The organism is Bradyrhizobium betae (assembly GCF_008932115.1).
GTDB classification, from domain to species: domain Bacteria; phylum Pseudomonadota; class Alphaproteobacteria; order Rhizobiales; family Xanthobacteraceae; genus Bradyrhizobium; species Bradyrhizobium betae.
The window spans coordinates 857,132-873,974 of record NZ_CP044543.1 but is presented as its reverse complement, the minus strand read 5'-3'; the positions used below and the strand labels follow the sequence as shown (position 1 = coordinate 873,974).

Annotated in this window: 14 protein-coding genes; 2 read left to right on the top strand and 12 right to left on the bottom strand. The window is 66.0% G+C overall.

The features are described 5' to 3' along the window. Positions 1 to 9: 9 nt before the first annotated feature. Together F8237_RS04385 and F8237_RS04380 are read right to left on the bottom strand one after the other, a co-directional pair. The gene (locus tag F8237_RS04385) at positions 10 to 1,566 is read right to left on the bottom strand and encodes a formate dehydrogenase beta subunit (RefSeq protein ID WP_151642571.1); all 1,557 of its coding nucleotides are present in this window, start codon (positions 1,564 to 1,566) and stop codon (positions 10 to 12) included. Further along, positions 1,563 to 2,051 carry a formate dehydrogenase subunit gamma gene (locus F8237_RS04380; RefSeq protein ID WP_151642570.1) on the bottom strand — a complete coding sequence of 163 codons (489 nt, stop codon included), beginning with the start codon at positions 2,049 to 2,051 and terminating at the stop codon, positions 1,563 to 1,565. The genes F8237_RS04385 and F8237_RS04380 overlap by 4 nt, the downstream gene beginning before the upstream one ends. Before the next feature lie 224 nt (positions 2,052 to 2,275). On the opposite strand from F8237_RS04380, the gene F8237_RS04375 reads away from it, so the two are divergent. Further along, entirely contained in the window at positions 2,276 to 3,169 is an 894-nt protein-coding gene (locus F8237_RS04375) for a LysR family transcriptional regulator (protein ID WP_151642569.1), read from the top strand. Between the two features lie 3 nt (positions 3,170 to 3,172). On the opposite strand, the gene F8237_RS04370 is transcribed toward F8237_RS04375, so the two are convergent. The 4 genes from F8237_RS04370 to F8237_RS04355 form a co-directional block, all read right to left on the bottom strand. Beyond that, on the bottom strand, positions 3,173 to 5,503 hold the full coding sequence (locus F8237_RS04370; RefSeq protein ID WP_151642568.1) for a PAS domain-containing sensor histidine kinase: 2,331 nt from the start codon (positions 5,501 to 5,503) through the stop codon (positions 3,173 to 3,175). A 224-nt stretch (positions 5,504 to 5,727) separates the two neighbouring features. Further along, positions 5,728 to 7,119, bottom strand: coding sequence for a cation diffusion facilitator family transporter (locus tag F8237_RS04365; protein ID WP_151642567.1), 1,392 nt, complete (start codon positions 7,117 to 7,119; stop codon positions 5,728 to 5,730). Between the two features lie 201 nt (positions 7,120 to 7,320). Then, positions 7,321 to 8,289: a zinc-binding dehydrogenase gene (locus tag F8237_RS04360; RefSeq protein ID WP_151642566.1), complete on the bottom strand. Its 969-nt coding sequence runs from the start codon at positions 8,287 to 8,289 to the stop codon at positions 7,321 to 7,323. A gap of 25 nt (positions 8,290 to 8,314) precedes the next feature. Continuing rightward, positions 8,315 to 9,310, bottom strand: a complete 996-nt coding sequence (locus tag F8237_RS04355; RefSeq protein WP_151642565.1) for an NAD(P)H-dependent flavin oxidoreductase — start codon at positions 9,308 to 9,310, stop codon at positions 8,315 to 8,317. Between the two features lie 349 nt (positions 9,311 to 9,659). On the opposite strand from F8237_RS04355, the gene F8237_RS04350 reads away from it, so the two are divergent. After that, on the top strand, positions 9,660 to 10,592 hold the full coding sequence (locus F8237_RS04350; protein ID WP_151642564.1) for an IS110 family RNA-guided transposase: 933 nt from the start codon (positions 9,660 to 9,662) through the stop codon (positions 10,590 to 10,592). A gap of 805 nt (positions 10,593 to 11,397) precedes the next feature. On the opposite strand, the gene F8237_RS04340 is transcribed toward F8237_RS04350, so the two are convergent. The 6 genes from F8237_RS04340 to F8237_RS04315 form a co-directional block, all read right to left on the bottom strand. Further along, positions 11,398 to 12,048 carry a hypothetical protein gene (locus tag F8237_RS04340; protein ID WP_151642563.1) on the bottom strand — a complete coding sequence of 217 codons (651 nt, stop codon included), beginning with the start codon at positions 12,046 to 12,048 and terminating at the stop codon, positions 11,398 to 11,400. A gap of 53 nt (positions 12,049 to 12,101) precedes the next feature. After that, the gene (locus F8237_RS04335; RefSeq protein ID WP_151642562.1) at positions 12,102 to 12,299 is read right to left on the bottom strand and encodes a hypothetical protein; all 198 of its coding nucleotides are present in this window, start codon (positions 12,297 to 12,299) and stop codon (positions 12,102 to 12,104) included. A gap of 168 nt (positions 12,300 to 12,467) precedes the next feature. Continuing rightward, positions 12,468 to 13,181 carry a hypothetical protein gene (locus F8237_RS04330; RefSeq protein WP_151650454.1) on the bottom strand — a complete coding sequence of 238 codons (714 nt, stop codon included), beginning with the start codon at positions 13,179 to 13,181 and terminating at the stop codon, positions 12,468 to 12,470. Positions 13,182 to 13,315: 134 nt separating this feature from the next. Continuing rightward, positions 13,316 to 14,722: a hypothetical protein gene (locus F8237_RS04325; protein WP_162005869.1), complete on the bottom strand. Its 1,407-nt coding sequence runs from the start codon at positions 14,720 to 14,722 to the stop codon at positions 13,316 to 13,318. Positions 14,723 to 14,958: 236 nt separating this feature from the next. Beyond that, positions 14,959 to 15,744: a fumarylacetoacetate hydrolase family protein gene (locus tag F8237_RS04320; RefSeq protein WP_151642561.1), complete on the bottom strand. Its 786-nt coding sequence runs from the start codon at positions 15,742 to 15,744 to the stop codon at positions 14,959 to 14,961. After that, on the bottom strand, positions 15,741 to 16,760 hold the full coding sequence (locus F8237_RS04315) for a 2-dehydropantoate 2-reductase (protein ID WP_151642560.1): 1,020 nt from the start codon (positions 16,758 to 16,760) through the stop codon (positions 15,741 to 15,743). The genes F8237_RS04320 and F8237_RS04315 overlap by 4 nt, the downstream gene beginning before the upstream one ends. Positions 16,761 to 16,843: the final 83 nt, after the last annotated feature.

Genomic DNA, 16,843 nt, shown 5'->3' with positions numbered 1-16,843 from the left:
GTTGCTCTCCTATTCCGCGGCCTGAAGCGTGGTTGGCGCCGGGACGAAATCCTCCCGGAAGTGCCTCAACGCGCTGAGCACGGGGTAGGGCGTGAAGCCGCCGAGTGCGCAGAGCGAGCCGAATTTCATGGTGTTGCAGAGGTCCTCGACGAGCGCGAGGTTCTCGCTGACGCGCTCGCCGCGGATGATCTTCTCGATCGTCTCGAAGCCGCGGGTCGAGCCGATCCGGCAGGGCGTGCACTTGCCGCAGGATTCGATGGCGCAGAATTCCATGGCGAAGCGCGCCTGCTTGCGCATGTCGACGCTGTCGTCGAACACGACGATGCCGCCATGGCCGATCAGGCCGTCGCGTGCGGCGAAGGCTTCGTAGTCGAACGGCGTGTCGAACAGCGCGCGCGGGAAGTAGGCGCCGAGCGGGCCACCGACCTGAACGGCGCGAACCGGGCGGCCCGTGAACGTGCCGCCGCCGATGTCGTCGACGAGCTCGCCAAGCGTGACGCCGAACGCCGTCTCGTACAGCCCGCCGTGGAGGATATTGCCGGCAAGCTGGATCGGCATCGTGCCGCGCGAGCGGCCCATGCCGTAATCGGCGTAGGCCTTGGCGCCCTCGGCGAGGATAAAGGGAATGGCCGCCAGCGACAGGATATTGTTGATGGCGGTCGGCTTGCCGAACAGGCCGTGATGGGCCGGCAGCGGCGGCTTGGCGCGCACGATGCCGCGGCGGCCTTCGAGGCTCTCCAGCAGCGAGGTCTCCTCGCCGCAGACATAGGCGCCGGCACCGACACGGACCTCGAGATCGAAATCGGAGGTGGAGCCGCCGATCTTGCTGCCGAGATAGCCACCACGTCTGGCCGCCACGACGGCGGCTCTCATCGCCTCGACCGCGTGCGGATATTCGCTGCGGGTGTAGATGTAGCCTTTGGTAGCGCCGACGGTGATGCCCGCGATCGTCATGCCCTCGATGACCAGGAAGGGATCGCCCTCCATGATCATACGGTCGGCGAAGGTGCCGCTATCGCCCTCGTCGGCGTTGCAGACGATGAACTTGCGGTCGGCCTTGGCCTGCGCCACCGTCTTCCACTTGATGCCGGTCGGGAAGCCCGCGCCGCCGCGACCGCGCAGGCCCGATGCGGTCACTTCGTCGAGGATCGCATCCGAGCCGAGCGACAGCGCGCGCTCCAGTCCCTTGTAGCCGCCATGAGCGCGGTAGTCGTCGAGCGAGCGCGGGTCGATCACGCCGCAGCGGGCAAAGGTGAGGCGGGTCTGGCGCTTCAGCCAGGGAATTTCGTCGGTTGCGCCGAGCCGCAGCAGATGCGGTGTGTTGCTGGCGAGTGCGTCGAGCAGCGAGGGGACATCGGCTTCGGTCAAGGGGCCGAAGGCGATCCGGCCGTGCGGCGTCGCAACCTCGACCAGCGGCTCCAGCCAGTATAAGCCGCGCGAGCCGGTCCTGACGATTTCGATCGCAACGCCGCGCTTGGCCGCGGCCTGTTGCAGCGCCAGCGCAACCTCGTCGGCGCCGACGGCAATTGCGCCGGCATCGCGTGAGACGAATAGACGCATGCTCATCGCTGCGCCTCCGCAACCAGCGCATCGAGGCGCTTCTCGTCGAGGCGGCCGATGAGGCGGCCATCGAGCATCGCGGACGGCGCGGTCGCGCACAGGCCGAGGCAGTAGATCGGCTCCAGCGTGACGCGATCATCGGCGGTCGTGTTGCCGAGCGGCACGCCGAGCTTCGCCTCGGCGCGCGCAGCCAGCGCATCGCCGCCAGCGGCCTGACAGGCCTCCGCGCGGCACAGCTTCAGGACGTGGCGGCCGGCCGGCTTGTGCCTGAAATCATGATAGAACGTGACCACGCCATGGACCTCGGCGCGCGACAGATTCAGCGCCTGCGCCACCATCGGAACGGCGGCCTCCGGCACATAGCCGAACGCCTCCTGAAGCGCGTGCAGAATGACGAGCGTTGCGCCTTCCTGTTTGGAATGTTCGGCGATGATCTCGGCGCCGCGCGTCTCGTTCCAAGGCTCGTGCGAAGGCTCGTAAAGCGCTGTCATTCATCATTCTCGGATTGAGCGTCCCTTCCTCGCAAACTATTTGGAATCGTTCGAAGATCAATAAAGCTGTCTCATGCGGCGATTGCGAATTCAGATCGATTTGCAACCGCGATCGAACGATGCGAAATTGCAATCGACGCCGCTCTGCGGGGCGGTTTTTGCGTGTTGGCAGGGATGGGCCGTGCTAGCTTGCATGCCACGGCAAAATCCGAGGGGACGTCCGGTTGATCGACAAACTTGAATTGCTGCTGGCACTGGCGAAGGAGCGGCATTTCGGACGCGCGGCTGAGGCCTGCGGCGTGACGCAGCCGACCATGTCGACCGGGCTGAAGCAGCTCGAGGAAATCCTCGGCGTGATGCTGGTCCAGCGCGGCTCACGCTTTCAGGGCTTTACGCCCGAAGGCGAGCGGGCGCTGGACTGGGCGCGGCGGATCGTGGGCGATGCCCGCGCGATGCGTGACGAGATCAACGGGCTGAAGCATCAGCTCTCCGGCGAGATCCGCATCGCCGCGATCCCGACCGTGCTCGGCATGGTCGCCGCGCTGACAACGCCGTTCCGCGCGCGGCATCCCGAGGTGCGCTTCAGCATCCGCTCCACCACCTCGTCGGAGGTGCTGGGACTGCTGGAAAATCTCGAGGTCGATGCGGGGCTGACCTATATCGAGAACGAGCCGATCGGCAAGGTACGCACCATTCCACTCTACAGCGAGACCTACCGCCTGCTCACCGCGCCCGACGGCATGTTCGGTGACCGCGAGACGGTGACGTGGAAGGAGGTCGGGCAGGTGCCGCTGTGCCTGCTCACGCCCGACATGCAGAACCGCCGCATCATCGACCGCGCGTTGCGTTCGGTCGGCGCGGAGGCGACGCCGACCTTGACGTCGAACTCGCTGCTCGTGCTGTTCACGCATGTGAAGACCGGACGCTGGGCGAGCGTGATGCCGGCCAAGCTGGCCGAGACACTCGGCCTGTCCGACACGGTGCGTTCGATCCCGATCACCGATCCCGACGTCAATTACAGCATCGGCATGGTGATCCCGCAGCGCGATCCGATGACCCCGCTGATCGCCGCGCTGGTCAATGTCGCGCGTGAGGTCGCGCCGTCGCTGCAGCTGTAGGGTTCAGGCCGCGACCGAGACCCCGGACGCCGCCTTGATCGCATCGCGGGGCAGCGTCACGCGGACAACGGTGCCCACATTGATCTTCGAGCGCAGCCGCATCGAGCCGCCGTGGAGCTGCGCCAGCGAGCGGGCGATCGCGAGCCCGAGGCCGGAGCCGTGATAGGTCTTGGTGAGCTGGCTCTCGACCTGCTCGAACGGGCGGCCGAGCCGGGCCAGCGAATGCTGCGCGATCCCGATTCCGGTGTCGGCGATCATCAGCACGATCCTGTCGTCGAGCTGCCGGCTGCGCACCACGATGCGGCCGCCGTCGGGGGTAAACTTCACCGCGTTGGAGAGCAGGTTGACGATGATCTGCTTGGTGGCGCGGCGGTCGGCGACGACCGAGATGGATGTCTCGATATCGGCATCGACCGTCAGATTCTTGTCCTGGGCGCGGCCGGTGACGACCCGCAGGGACTCCGCAAGCGTCTGTGCGAGGTCGAGCTCTTCCATGTCGAGCTTCATGCGGCCGGCTTCGATCTTGGACATGTCGAGGATGTCGTTGATGACCTCGAGCAGGTAGTGGCCGCTGGTCAGGATGTCGTGGCAGTATTCCTGGTACTTCTCGCTGCCGAGCTCACCGAACATGCCCGAGCCCATGATCTCGGAGAAGCCGATGATGGCGTTGAGCGGCGTGCGCAGCTCGTGGCTCATATTGGCGAGGAATTTCGACTTGGTCTGATTGGCTTCCTCGGCGCGGGTCTTCTCGCGCTGGTATTTCTCGGCGAGATCGGCCAGCTCGTTGGTCTGGCGCTCGAGGGCTGCCTGCGAACGCTTCAGGTCGATGACGGTGGCACGCAGGCGCAGATCGTTGTCGACCAGCTTCTGCTCGTGCTCCTTGATCCGGGTGATGTCGGTGCCGACCGAGACGTAGCCGCCGTCCTTGGTGCGGCGCTCGCTGATGTGCAGCCAGCTGCCGTCGTCGAGCTGGGCCTCGAAGGTGCGGGCGCCCGGGCCCCGGCTCGCAGTCTCGTTGTGGCGGGTGCGCACCTCAGGCATGCGGCCGACTTCCAGCACGGTCTCGTAGGAGGTGCCGGGAATGACGGCCGAGTCGGGCAGTTTGTGCAGGCGCTGGAAGTGCGAGTTGCAGAGCACCAGGCGGTCGCTCGCATCCCACAGCACGAAGGCTTCCGGAATGGTCTCGATGGCGTCGCGCAGCCGGAGGTCGGCTTCGACGGTCCGCTCGGCGAGGCTCTTCTGCTCGGTGATGTCGACGGCGATGCCGATCAGGTGAACGCTGGAATCGGTCGCCCCGCGCGTCTTCTCGCAGCGGACGCGCAGCCAGATCCAGTGGCCGTCGACATGCTGCATGCGGAAGGTCTGGTCGATGTGAGCGATCTGACCCGAGATGAGCTGGTCGGCGATCTCGAACAGGTCGATGTCGTCGGACTTTACCAGCGCATTGACCTCGCCGAAGGTCAGGAGCTCGTTGCGGCCGTCGAGGCCGAGCATGGAGAACATCGACTGCGACCAGAAGATCCGGCCGCGCGACAGGTCCCAGTCCCACAGGCCGCAGCGGCCGCGGTTGAGCGCGGTGTCGATGCGGCCGCGCACGGCGTCGTTGATGAGGTCGCCCTCGCGGGCCCGGGTCGACTGCCAGTGGAAGGCGAAACCGAGGATCAGCACGACGAAGCCGGTGGTGGCCGAGAGCGTCACCGAGAGCGCGGCGTCCGAGCCCCAGATCGGCTCGTTGCGCTCCTGGATCACGGTGACGAGGCCCGGCATCGACTTGATCTGCCGCGAGGTCGCCATCGCGGCGTTGCCGTTCGGCAGCGTCATGTCGGAGATGGCGTTGTCGCGGGGCGGCGCCGCCAGCATCTGCGCCGTCGTGATCGCGTCGAGCAGACGGTCGTTGCCCGAGCGATCGCTGTCGACGGGAATGCGGGCGAGGATGCGGCGGTCGATGCCGGCCGAGTTGACGATGACGTGGCGGCCGGAGGCCGTGCCCCAGGTCGGGATGAGATCGGTCAGCAGCGCCGGCAGGTTCTCGATGTTCTTCAGGCGCTCCTGCCGGGACGACGTCAGGCGGTCGAGGCGCTCGGCGAGCAGGTCAGCCAGGGCCGAGATGTCGTGGCGGATCACCAGCCGCTTCTGGCGCGTCTGATCGACGACTTGCACGAATGCACCGAGGCAGATCGTGATCAGGAACGCGATGATGAGCGTCGGCACGGCGCGGCGCAGCGCCGGCTCCGCGATCAGGAGCCGATGATAGGCAGGTTTCGCGATCGATTGCGCCAATCCCTTGATCGAATCGGATTGGACGCACGCGTTCGCGGCGTCTGCACGCGCCATGCCTTTAGCCCCCGGGAAACTTGCTGCGACTCGATTCGAAAGCAGCCCCACATCACTTTCGAATCAAGGCGATTTGAATCCACTTTGCGCAGGCTGTCGAGAGTCAACGAAACGTTAACGCGAAATTATTCTTATCCAACGGAGAGTTCGCGCGCTTTACGTCCGTAGTTCGACGTACGCGATGAGTCCGAAACGAGAACGCGCGACTCCCCGCGCGTTCCGCGTCACGCGCGCGGCGGCTCGGCGTGGCTGATGACGCGCTTCACGCTCGGGAAGGCACGGCGCAGCGCGCGCTCGATCGCGTCGACATGCTCGTGCACCTTGATCACGCTCATCGACGGCGCCGCGCGGCAGTGGAAGTTGACGATCTCGCCGCCCTCGGTGTCGCGCACGCGCACGTTATGAATGTCGTGGATCTCGCCGCCGGCGGCATATTCGGTGAGCGCGGCCGCGATGGTCTGCACGCGTTCCGACGCGGCATCGACCCCGAACGGCAGTTCCGGTTCCAGCGGCTCGATGTGGACGTCGACCTCGACGTCCGCGCCGAACTCCTCCTGGATGTTCCGCTCCAGCGTGTTGGCGACCTCATGGGCGGCGTCGAGCTGCATCCGGGCGTCGACCTCGAGGTCGATGCTGACGATCAACTTGGCGCCCAAGTCTTGAGTCGTACCCAGCTCGTGGACCGTGACGTGGTGGACGGCGAGGCCCGAATTGTGCGCGATCACCATGATGCGGTCGCGCACGGTCTCGTTGTCGCGCGCGACGGGGACCGCGGTGAAGGTAAGGTCGGTATCGCCGAATGCCGTCTCGACGGCGGCCTGCGCCTTGCGCTTGATCTCCTCGACGCGGTCGATCGGATAGGTCCGCGGCACCTTTGCGATGGTGTCGATGAAGGTGGTCGCCCCGACCATGCGCACCCGCAGCCGCTCGACGTCGATCACGCCGGGAACGCTGCGGATCGCGGCCGTGGCCTTTTCATGCGCGCCTTCCGGCGCACGATCGACCAGCGTCTGCACGGTCGAGCCGGCCATGCGCAGGCCGAGCAGGGCGATCATCACGGCGACCGCGGCGGCGGCGGCCGCGTCGCCCCACCAGAAGCCGAGGGCGGCGAGGATCAGGCCCGCGATCACGGCGAACGAGCCCATGACATCGGAGGCGAAGTGGAGCGCGTCGGCCGCGAGCGCCTGGCTCCCGGTCTCACGCGCGGCGCGGTGCAGCGCGCGGGCCCGCCAGAAATTGACGACGATGTCGATCACCAGCACCACGAACGGCACGGCCGAAATGGTCGGCGGCGAGGTTCCCTCCCGCAGGCGGCTATAGGACTCCACCAGGATGCCGCCGGCCAGCACGTAAAGCAGGGCGGTGACGCCGAGCGCGGAAATGCTCTCCAGCTTGCCGTGGCCGTAATGGTGCTCGTCGTCCGCCGGCTTGTCGGACACCCGCACCACGGCCCAGGTGATGATGGTCGCGACCAGGTCGATCGAGGAGTGCAGGGCTTCGGAGATCAGCGCGAGCGAGCCGATCGCGATTCCGACCGCGAACTTGGCCGCGGCCATGCCGCCGCTGGCGAAGATCGAGATCGCGGCGACCGAGGTTTTGCTGTGCTGGGAGGTCATGGCGGGGGATTTAGCAGCCCATGGCCGAACATCAAGCGATGATCCACAGCCGTAGTCGCTAGTGAGTTGCAGGAGCGAAGTGACACCTCTTCTTCGTAGGGTGGGCAAAGGCGCGTAGCGCCGTGCCCACCATTTCTCCGCGATCGCTGACAGATGGTGGGCACGCTGCGCTTTGCCCACCCTACGAGACCTCCGCCGCTGCTACACCGTCACCACGATCTTCCCCAGGTGCTTGTTCGCCTCCATGTGGGCGAAGGCCTGGTCGATGTCGTCGAACGCGTAGACCTTGTCGATCGGCAGTTGCAGCTTGCGCGACTCCACCGCGCCCCAGATGTCCTTCCTGACCTCGTCGAAGATCTCGCGGACCTCCTCGATGGTGCGGGTGCGAAAGGTGACGCCGATATAGCTGATGCGGCGGGCGGCATGCAGGTCGAAGTTGAAGTCGGCGTGGGTGCCGCCGAGCCGGCCGACATTGACGATGCGGCCCAGGATCTTCGTTGCCGCGAGGTTCTGGTTGGCGACCTGGCCCGAGACCTGGTCGACGATGAGGTCGACGCCGTCGCCGCCGGTCGCCTTCAGGACCTCGTCGACCCATTTGGGGTCGGAAGAGTCGACCGCGAGATCGGCGCCGTAGTCGGTCAGCCGGTCGCGCCGATAGGCATCGGTCGAGGAGCCGATGACGAGCTTTGCGCCCTTGAGCTTGGCGATCTGCATCGCCATCAGGCCGACGCCGGAGCTGGCGCCCTGGATCAGCACGCTCTGGCCCGGCTGCACGCCGCCGACGGTGACGACGGCGTTATGCATGGTCGCGAGCGCGACGGGGAGGGTGGCGGCTTCCTCGAAATTCATGTTCGAGGGGGCGCGGAACAGCCGGCCGTGATCGGCCAGCGTATACTCCGCGAACGCCGCGCCGCCCGAGCCCATGATGCGGTCGCCGACCTTCACGCCCTTCGCATCGGGTCCGAGTTCGGCAACTTCGCCGGCCCATTCCATGCCGAGCACGGTGCCGACGCCGCCGGCCGCGCCATGGGCGTGGCCCTTGCGCATGCCGGTGTCGGCGCGGTTCAGCCCGCAGGCACGGACGCGCACCAGCACTTGGGTGCCTTTAGGTTTTGGTTGAGCGACGTCGGAAATCCGAGCGCCATCAGCGCCGTAGACATAAGCCTTCATGAATTACTCTCGCTTCTTGCAGTGATTATTCGGCAGCTTGCGCCGTCGGATGAACGATCATGCCTTCGAGTCGACCGCGGATGATGGCCTCCGCCTCGCGCACGATGCGGGAGACGAGCTCGGCGCAGCTCGGGATGTCCTGGATCAGGCCCTGCACCTGTCCGGCCGACCAGATGCCTTCGTCGGAATCGCCTGTGGCATAGACCATCTTGCCGCGGGCACCCGCAACGAGCTCGCGGATGTCCTCGAACTTGGCGCCCTCCTTTTCCATCGCGACGACCTTGGTCGAGATCGCGTTCCTGGCGACGCGCGAGGTGTTGCGCATGGTGCGGAAGATCAGCTCGGTGTCGCGCTCGTCGTTGGCGACGATCTTCTCCTTGATGAGCTGGTGGATCGGGCTTTCCTTGGTCGCCATGAAGCGGGTGCCCATGTTGATGCCCTCGGCCCCCAGCGCCAGCGCGGCGACCAGGCCGCGGGCGTCGGCGAAGCCGCCCGAGGCGATCATCGGGATCTTGATCTTGTTGGCGGCAGCCGGGATCAGGATCAGGCCGGGGGTGTCGTCCTCGCCGGGGTGGCCGGCGCACTCGAAGCCGTCGATCGAGATGGCGTCGACGCCCATGCGCTCGGCCGAGAGGGCGTGGCGGACGCTGGTGCATTTGTGCACCACCTTGACGCCGTGCTTTTTGAACTCGTCGACGTGCTCCTGCGGCTTGTTGCCGGCGGTCTCGACCACGGTGATGCCGCTCTCGATGATGGCGGCGCGGTACTCGGCATAGGGCGGCGGCTTGATCGCGGGCAGGATGGTGAGGTTGACGCCGAACGGCTTGTCGGTGAGGTCGCGGCAGCGCGCGATCTCCTTCCTCAGATCCTCCGGGGTCGGCTGGGTCAGCGCCGTGATGAAGCCGAGCGCGCCGGCATTGGCAACGGCGGCGACCAGTTCGGCGCGTCCAACCCATTGCATGCCGCCCTGGACGATCGGGTGCTCGACGCCGACGAGCCTGGTGAACCGTGTCTGCAACATGATCTGTTTCCCCCGCCTGTGTGGCGCTCTGTTATCGGTTGATGGCGGGAGGATGCCGCCGGGGTCGGGAAATGTCTATTGCGGGGGTGCGCGGTGGGGGCGGGGCGATCATGCGGGAGACGAGGGTGATTCCGCAGGGCGGATAATTGGGTTTTCAATCCGTCATCCTTGTAACTCGCCAAAGACCGGTCGGCGATCTAGGCTTGGCCGTTCGGCTGCAGATGGGAGACCGTCTCATTCTAGGGCCGCAAAGCCCGTCCCTCAGCTCGGCTCCCCATCTGCAAGTCCGTTGAACCCGAACAGTCGCGTGGGCCGCCTGGCGAGCCCGGTTGCGCAAGGAGGGGTGCCGATGGAATTGTCATTCGTGGGAATCGATGTCTCCAAGGACCGCCTGGACGTTCACGTACGTCCGAGCGGAGAAATGTTCGCTGTCACGCGAGACGGCAAAGGGCTCGAGAGCCTCGTCGAACGGCTGTTAGAGCTGAAACCCACTTTGGTCGCGGTGGAGGCGACCGGAGGTTTCGAAACCATTGTGGCTGCGGCCGTTGCCGGCGCTTCAATCCCGCTGGCGGTGGTCAATCCTGCCCAAATCCGCAACTTCGCCCAGGCGGCCGGCAAACGGGCGAAGACCGATCCGATCGACGCTGCCGTGATTGCTCACTTCGCGGATGCGCTCCGGCCGGAGCCGCGCGAGCTGCCTGACCAGGAAGCGCGCCTGCTGGCCGAAATGGTCAGTCGCCGCCGGCAGATCATCGAGATGAAGACCGCGGAAGGCCAGCGTGAGAAACGGGCAAGCAATGTCCGGATCCGCAAAGGTCTGCAGCGTCACATCGCCATGCTGCAGAAGGAGCTCGATGCCATCGACCGAGACATCGAGACCATGGTTCGTGGCTCGCCGGTCTGGCGCGCCAAGGAGGATCTTCTCGCCTCGGTGCCTGGGATAGGAAACATCGTCGCCAGAACTCTGCTCGCCGAGCTGCCTGAACTTGGCCGGTTGAGCCGTCGGGAAATCGCCAGCCTCGCCGGCCTTGCGCCTTACACCCGGCAATCAGGCCGCTGGCGAGGCAAGAGCATGATCGGCGGCGGCCGAGCCAGCGTTCGCACAGTCCTCCACATGGCCGCCTTGGTGGCGAGCCGCTGCAACCTCGCCCTCAAGACTTTCTACCAGCGCCTCCTCAGCGCCGGAAAGCCGAAGATGGTTGCTCTGGTGGCAGTCGCCCGGAAGCTTCTCATCACCCTCAACGCCATCATCAGAGACAATAGACCATGGCAAAACGCTTGACTTCGAACACAGTCGCTGAGGGGCGAGCTGCGCGGTGCGTAGCACCGGGCAGGGAGCCTCGAAGGATGAACGGCCGCGCTGCGAGAGCCGGGCTGTCGCCCTTCGAGGCTTGCCCTGCGGCGCAATTGCGCCACAGGGCGCGCACCTCAGGGTGATGGTCATAGGCTAGGCTCGCTGCAATACCGAACTCGCATCCTCGCAAGACACACCTTCGCATCCTCGCGGCTGATACGCCCGAGCTTTGCCTGGTCGGCTCACCCCCAATGAAAGAGGGCGCAGGGAAGACCGGGTGCCGGCTGGCACCCGCGGTCCACTGTGCGGAGTTGCGGTGAGAAATTTGCACAGCGGCATACAGGCGTAGCCAAAACATCCGGCCTTCCCTGCGCAGTGGCTTTACGGCTTATGTCGCGCTCTCCCCGGGGAGCGATGCACTCTTGCCCCCGTCGCCTTGCGACTGACGATGCGCGCGCCCGGTCGGGCCGCCACATCACCGCAACGCTTGACGCCAGCCTGCGGGCGCCAGGACCACACGATTTTGCCGTACGCAGATCACACCGGTCGTACGTGCGATGTGCCTCGCTCACGGTTTCCCGCCCTGCGATCACCGTCGCACCGATGTGGCCCACGTCCACCGCCGTCCGGCCCGCGTTCGTGACGATCGCGATACGCCCCTCTTCGTTGGGCCGGGTCGAGGCGATGGATACGCTGTTTCCGAATTTCGGTAAAGCGGAATATTTTTGCCGACGCGCGTTGACCGATCGCTTGGGTGTTTTGCCCGTCGGGCAACGCAATATCTCGTAGCCGGCTACTCCGACGTCAGCCGCACCAACTGGCGGCCACCGTTCATGTCCTTGAGGCTGTTGACGAAGTTTTCCGGGCGCTGCCAGCGGTAGGGGACCTTCAATCCCATGTACTCGGCGATGTCGCCGATGAAGCCGGTGCAGTTGGTGGTCTCGGCGTTCCAGACCGGCGAGCTCGCCTGCAATTTCTTGATATAGGCGAACACGCGTTTGGCGTCGGCTTCGTTCAGATAGACCCGGTAGCTCGCGGTGAGATAGTCGGGATCGAGATCGCCGTAGCTCGCGCCGGTCTCGGAGGGTACCCAGGTGAGATGGCCGAGCACGTAGGCCCAGGTGTCGCCGGCGGGCGTGAGCCCTGCGACCTCGACGGCGCGCTCGCTGGTCTTGCCGTACCAGACGAAGGCATGGCCCCAGCTCGCCGCCGTCCGCGCACGGAAGTCGACGTAGTAGGGACCTTTCTCTGTGCGCGCGACCGAGCGCCGGGCCGATTGCGGCGCGCCTCGTGACGCGGAGTCGGACGTGGCAAGCGCGTTGGCATCGGCAACGCGCTTGTTCGCTTCATGGGCCGAGGCCGAGGGCAGCGTGCACGCGATCATCGCCGCGAGCGCCAGTCCCGCAAGGATGCAGGATCCCGATCGATCAGGTTTGTCCGTCACGCTAGCCCCCTCGACTGTCGGCCGTTTACGCTGGTCGTCTACGATGCTGCGCGTCAGTAGCGCGAGACGACCGGGCCGGGCGCCTTGCCGATCGGGGCCTTTCCAACCGGGCTCTTGCCAATCGGCATCTTCCCGATCGGAGCCTGCTCCTGGACGTAGACGGGCTGCCGGCGCGGCAGATCCGCAGCGTTCGCAGCCGTCACCAGAACAAGCGTAGCACCCAGAACAATTACAATCTTCTTCACAGTCATACCCCTGAAGGTTTGGTCCAAACACGGCAACGCCGTGCCCCCAGACACGCCTGACAAAAGGGCGGCGGAATGCGTCCAAGTTGCGGCACCCGCGCGACATGTTGGCGGCATCTGTCGGGTGCGCGCAGATGTGATGTGTCGGAATATTTCGCCGTCGCGCCGTCTTCGTTAGCGGTCGGCGCGCAGCCGGAAATGCAGCTCGATTTCCGGTTGCGACGGATCGCTCGCAATGCGCCAGGGCGAATAGCCGGGCGTCGGGTCCGGATCGGAGGGAAGATCGATCGGCCAGCTTCGCGCAGGCATGCCCGGGAGCGTCAGGTGCGCGACGCGGTGGCGCGTCTTGTACATCAGCGCGGCGGTGGCAATGATGGCCGGACGGTCGCCGTCATGCGCGCGCCAATTCACGGCAGGGCTGGCGATCGCATATCCCCGCGCTTCCTCGACCTCGATCCGCACGTCGTCCTTGTTGTCCGGCAAGGTCGCGCCGGCGGGAAGCCGGAATTCGAGTTCGAGCGTCATGAAGCCGTGGCTGAGATAGGGCGAGCGGATGAATTCGTACCATCCCCACCAGCCCAAAATGCTCGCGATGAGCAGGAGGGTGACGGCAAAGGGCAAAGACAGCTGCGTCGGGGCGCGCGGCGCGGCGTCGGATGCCTCCACCGGCGGCGACGCGGCGTTTCGAACGAGCCCGATGCGCACGAACAGCCAAATGCCGGCGACCAGGCCGACCACGCCGCCGATCGGGCCGATGTCGAAGACGGCGCCCATGGCGATGCCGCCATCGCGGTCCGGCCCCGCCAGCGCCATCACCAGCGCGGCAAGCGCGGACCAGCCGGCGAGCGCGCCGAGCAAGGCGGAGAGGAGGCCGAGGATGATGCGCATGCAGGCTTTGGTCGCGCCGGCATCAACTTCGGTTCGAGGTCTGTAGGATGGGTAGAGCGCAGCGAAACCCATCGGCCGTTTGAGTGAGGAGAGATGATGGGTTTCGCTGTGCTCTACCCATCCCACGCGGCAGCTTACCCGATCCGGTTCAGGCTGTTTCTGATCGTCGAGAAGATGCCGCCGATGTCCTTGCGCAAGGCATCGAGCGCGTTGAAATTGTCGAAGATGCGGGTGAGCCGGTCCTCGACCTCGCGTTTGCTCTTGGTCAACGCCTCGACGCGTGAGGTGAGGGTGACATCGCCGCTCGCCTCGATCTCGCCGACGGTCCTGGCGAGGAGGTCGCGGGTGGCACCGACCTCCGCGATCAGGGCCTCGATGCCGAACACCGGGGCCTTCAACGGGACGAGGTCGGCCTGCGACTTCGACAGCTCCACCTTGAAGGCGTTCAGCGTGGCGAGCGTTTCCTGCAACGCGCCAAGGCGCTGGCGCGACTGGACGACGAAATCGTTCAGCGCGTTCTGGCGCTCCGCGAGGGACTTGCCGTCGGAATCGGTTTCGACGTCGGCGAGTGAGCGTTCGAGCTGAGCCCGGCGCTGGGCGAGCTCCTCGAAGTCGAGGCTGACGGCCTTGAGGATGTTGAAGCTGTCGTCGATGCGCGCGAGGCGCTGCTCGATCTCGATCTTGTTCTTCGACAGCGTCTCGACGCGGGTGCCGAGCGGCGCTTCGCCGCCGGTCTCGAGCTCGTCGATGCTCTTGGAGAGGCGGTCATGGCTGAGCCCGAGCTCGCCGATCAGGGCATTGATGCCGGCGTCGGTCGCGCGCAGCGGCACCAACTCGGCATGGGATTTCGCCAGATCTTCCTTGTACTGGTTGAGGGTCGCAAAGGTCGTCTGGACCGTGTTGACCCGCGTCAGCAGCGTCGAGACGTCGCCCGCGATATTCTTGAGCCGGTCGGCGAGGCTGTTCTTGCGGTCGTCGGTCTCGAGGTCATGCAGGGACCGTTCGAGCTGGTTCTGGCGGTCGCGGATTTCGGTGAAGACGGGTTCGACCGCGCGACGCTGATCGGCGACCTTGCCGACCATCTCGCGCAGCGCCTGCTGGCGGCGGCGGATTTCGGCGAGCTGGTCGTGCATATCGGTGGATTCGTTGCGGCCCTGCTGGAGCAGGGCGCGCTGCTCGACCTCGCCCAGCTTGTCGTGAAGGGCAGAGACAGCCTCTCGGGGGTCGCTCTCGATCAGGTGCTGGACAGTGGCGTCGAGGTGGTTCTGCAGGGCGTGGGCGACGACGACGTCTTCGCGGGTCTTCTTGAGGCGGTCGCGCAGCGTGTTGAGGCGCCGGTCCTGGCGCGACAGCCGCCAGACGGAGGCGCCGATCAGCGCCAGCGCGACGGCGAGAATCGCGCCGGTCGCGATGCGCTGCGGCATCGGCAGGCCCGCGAACCAGGCGGGCAGGTGGGCAACGTCGTAACCAAACGCCTGCTGGGCGAAAATCGCGATGGCGACAAGCAGGACAAACCAGGCAACCAGGAAAAACAGCCACATCGTGAATTCCTCACGCCGGCACACAATATCGCCATAGTTGCTATTGGAGAGCGGAACCGAGATCAAGGGGGCCGACACCTCGGATCGCGCGATCGGCGCCGGATCCCGTCGGCGGATCGGTGAAGGGGCATGCCTGAGGTTGCCGGGTTTTCCCGAAATGGGGGATTGCGCTGGCCCAGTCCTCAGTCGTCATTCCGGGCTCGGCGCTCTGCGCCGCCCCGGAATGACTGCGAGAGCTACAGCCGAAACTCGTTGGTCAGCTCGCCGATGCCGTCGATCGCGACGGTCACGACATTCACCGGCTCCTTCATCACGCCGACGCCAACCGAGGTGCCGACGGCGATGAGGTCGCCGGGGAGCAGGGTCATGTCGTGGGAGATCCTGCTGACCAGCTCCTGCGCCGAGAAGATCATATCCGCGATCGGATAGTTCTGCCGCTCGGCGCCGTTGAGGATGGTGCGCACCGTGAGCTTTGCGGGATCGAGCCCGGTTGCGATCACCGGGCCGAACGGGCCGTAATCGTCGATGCCCTTGGCGCGGGCCCACTGAGGGAAGGTGGGATCGCTGGTCAGGATGTCGTTGGCGGTGATGTCGTTGACGCAGGTGTAGCCGAAGATGAAGCTGTCCGCCTCCGCAGGCGAGACGCGCGCGCAGGTCCTGCCGATGACGATGCCGAGCTCGCCTTCATAGGTGGTCTTGCCGTCGTAGTACGAGGGGCGGCGGATCACGGCGCCGGGCGTCGTAATGCTGGTGGTGGCCTTGAGCAGATAGAGCGGCTCCGGCGGCTCGGGCTGGTTCAGCTTGGCGGCGAGCGCGTGAAAATTGTTCCAGAGCGCGACGATCTTGCTGGGCGCGCAAGGGGCGAGCAGCTCGACGTCCGACAGCGCCAGCGTCTTGCCGGTGGGCGCATTGCGGCCGAACATTTCGCCCTCATGCACGCTGATGCCCGATGAGGCCTGTGTCCCGAAGCCGGTTGCGCCGGCGTGGCGGAAGCGAAGCCATTTGGTGACGTCCGCCATCATGCCACCGCCAGGGCATGCGGATCGGCCGGCGTCGAGACGCCATCATAGAGGCCGGCGACGCGGGCGCGCTGCGTCACCATCGCCAGCACCGAGTCGAGCGCGGGCGTCGGAATTCCGGTCAGGCGCCCCATCTCCTGCACCACGGTGACGAGCGGATCGATCTCCATCGGGCGACCGCGCTCGAGATCCTGCAGCATCGAGGTCTTGTGCGCGCCGACCTTGCGGGCGCCTTCGATGCGGCGCTCGACATCGACGCGGAATTTGACGCCGAAGGTCTCGGCGATGCCTTGCGTCTCCACCATGATCGCGCGCGACAGCGCACGCGTGGACGGATCGGTGCAGATCACGTCGAGCGTCGCATGGGTGAGCGCGCTGATCGGGTTGAAGCAGACATTGCCCCACAGCTTCAGCCAGATCTCGTCGCGGATGCGGTCGAGCACCGGCGCTTTCAGTCCGGCCGAGACGAACAGATCGGCAAGGCGCTGCACGTCCGGCGTGATCTCGCCGGAGGGCTCGCCGAGCGGAAAATTGTTGCCGTAGACGTGGCGGATCACGCCGGGCGCCTCGATCTCGGTGGCGGGATAGACGATGCAGCCGATGGCGCGCTCGGCGCCGATCTCGCGCCACTGCCGCCCGCCGGGGTCGATGCTCTCCAGCGTCGCATTCTCGTACGAGCCGCCGTGCCTGTAGAAGTACCAATAGGGTATGCCGTTGACGGCGGTGACGATGCGGGTGTGCGGCCCGAGCAGCGGCTGCATCTTCTCGATCACGCCGGTGATCGAATGCGCCTTCAGCGTGATGATGATGAAATCCTGCTCGCCGAGCTCGGCGGGGTCGTCGGTGCAGCGCGGATGCACGGTGTGTTTCTCCTCGCCCGTGAGCAGTGTCAGGCCGCGCTCGCGCATCGCGGCGAGATGGGCGCCGCGTGCGACCAGGCTGATATCGGCGCCCGCGCGCGCGAGCTGAACCCCGAGATATCGGCCGATCGCGCCGGCGCCGTAGATGCAGATCTTCATGAAATCCTCGCGGGTGGCCGGAATTTCGGGACGAAGGATCCTGTCCGGCTCGGATGGATCCGAGCCGGGGCTGGTCGTCGCAG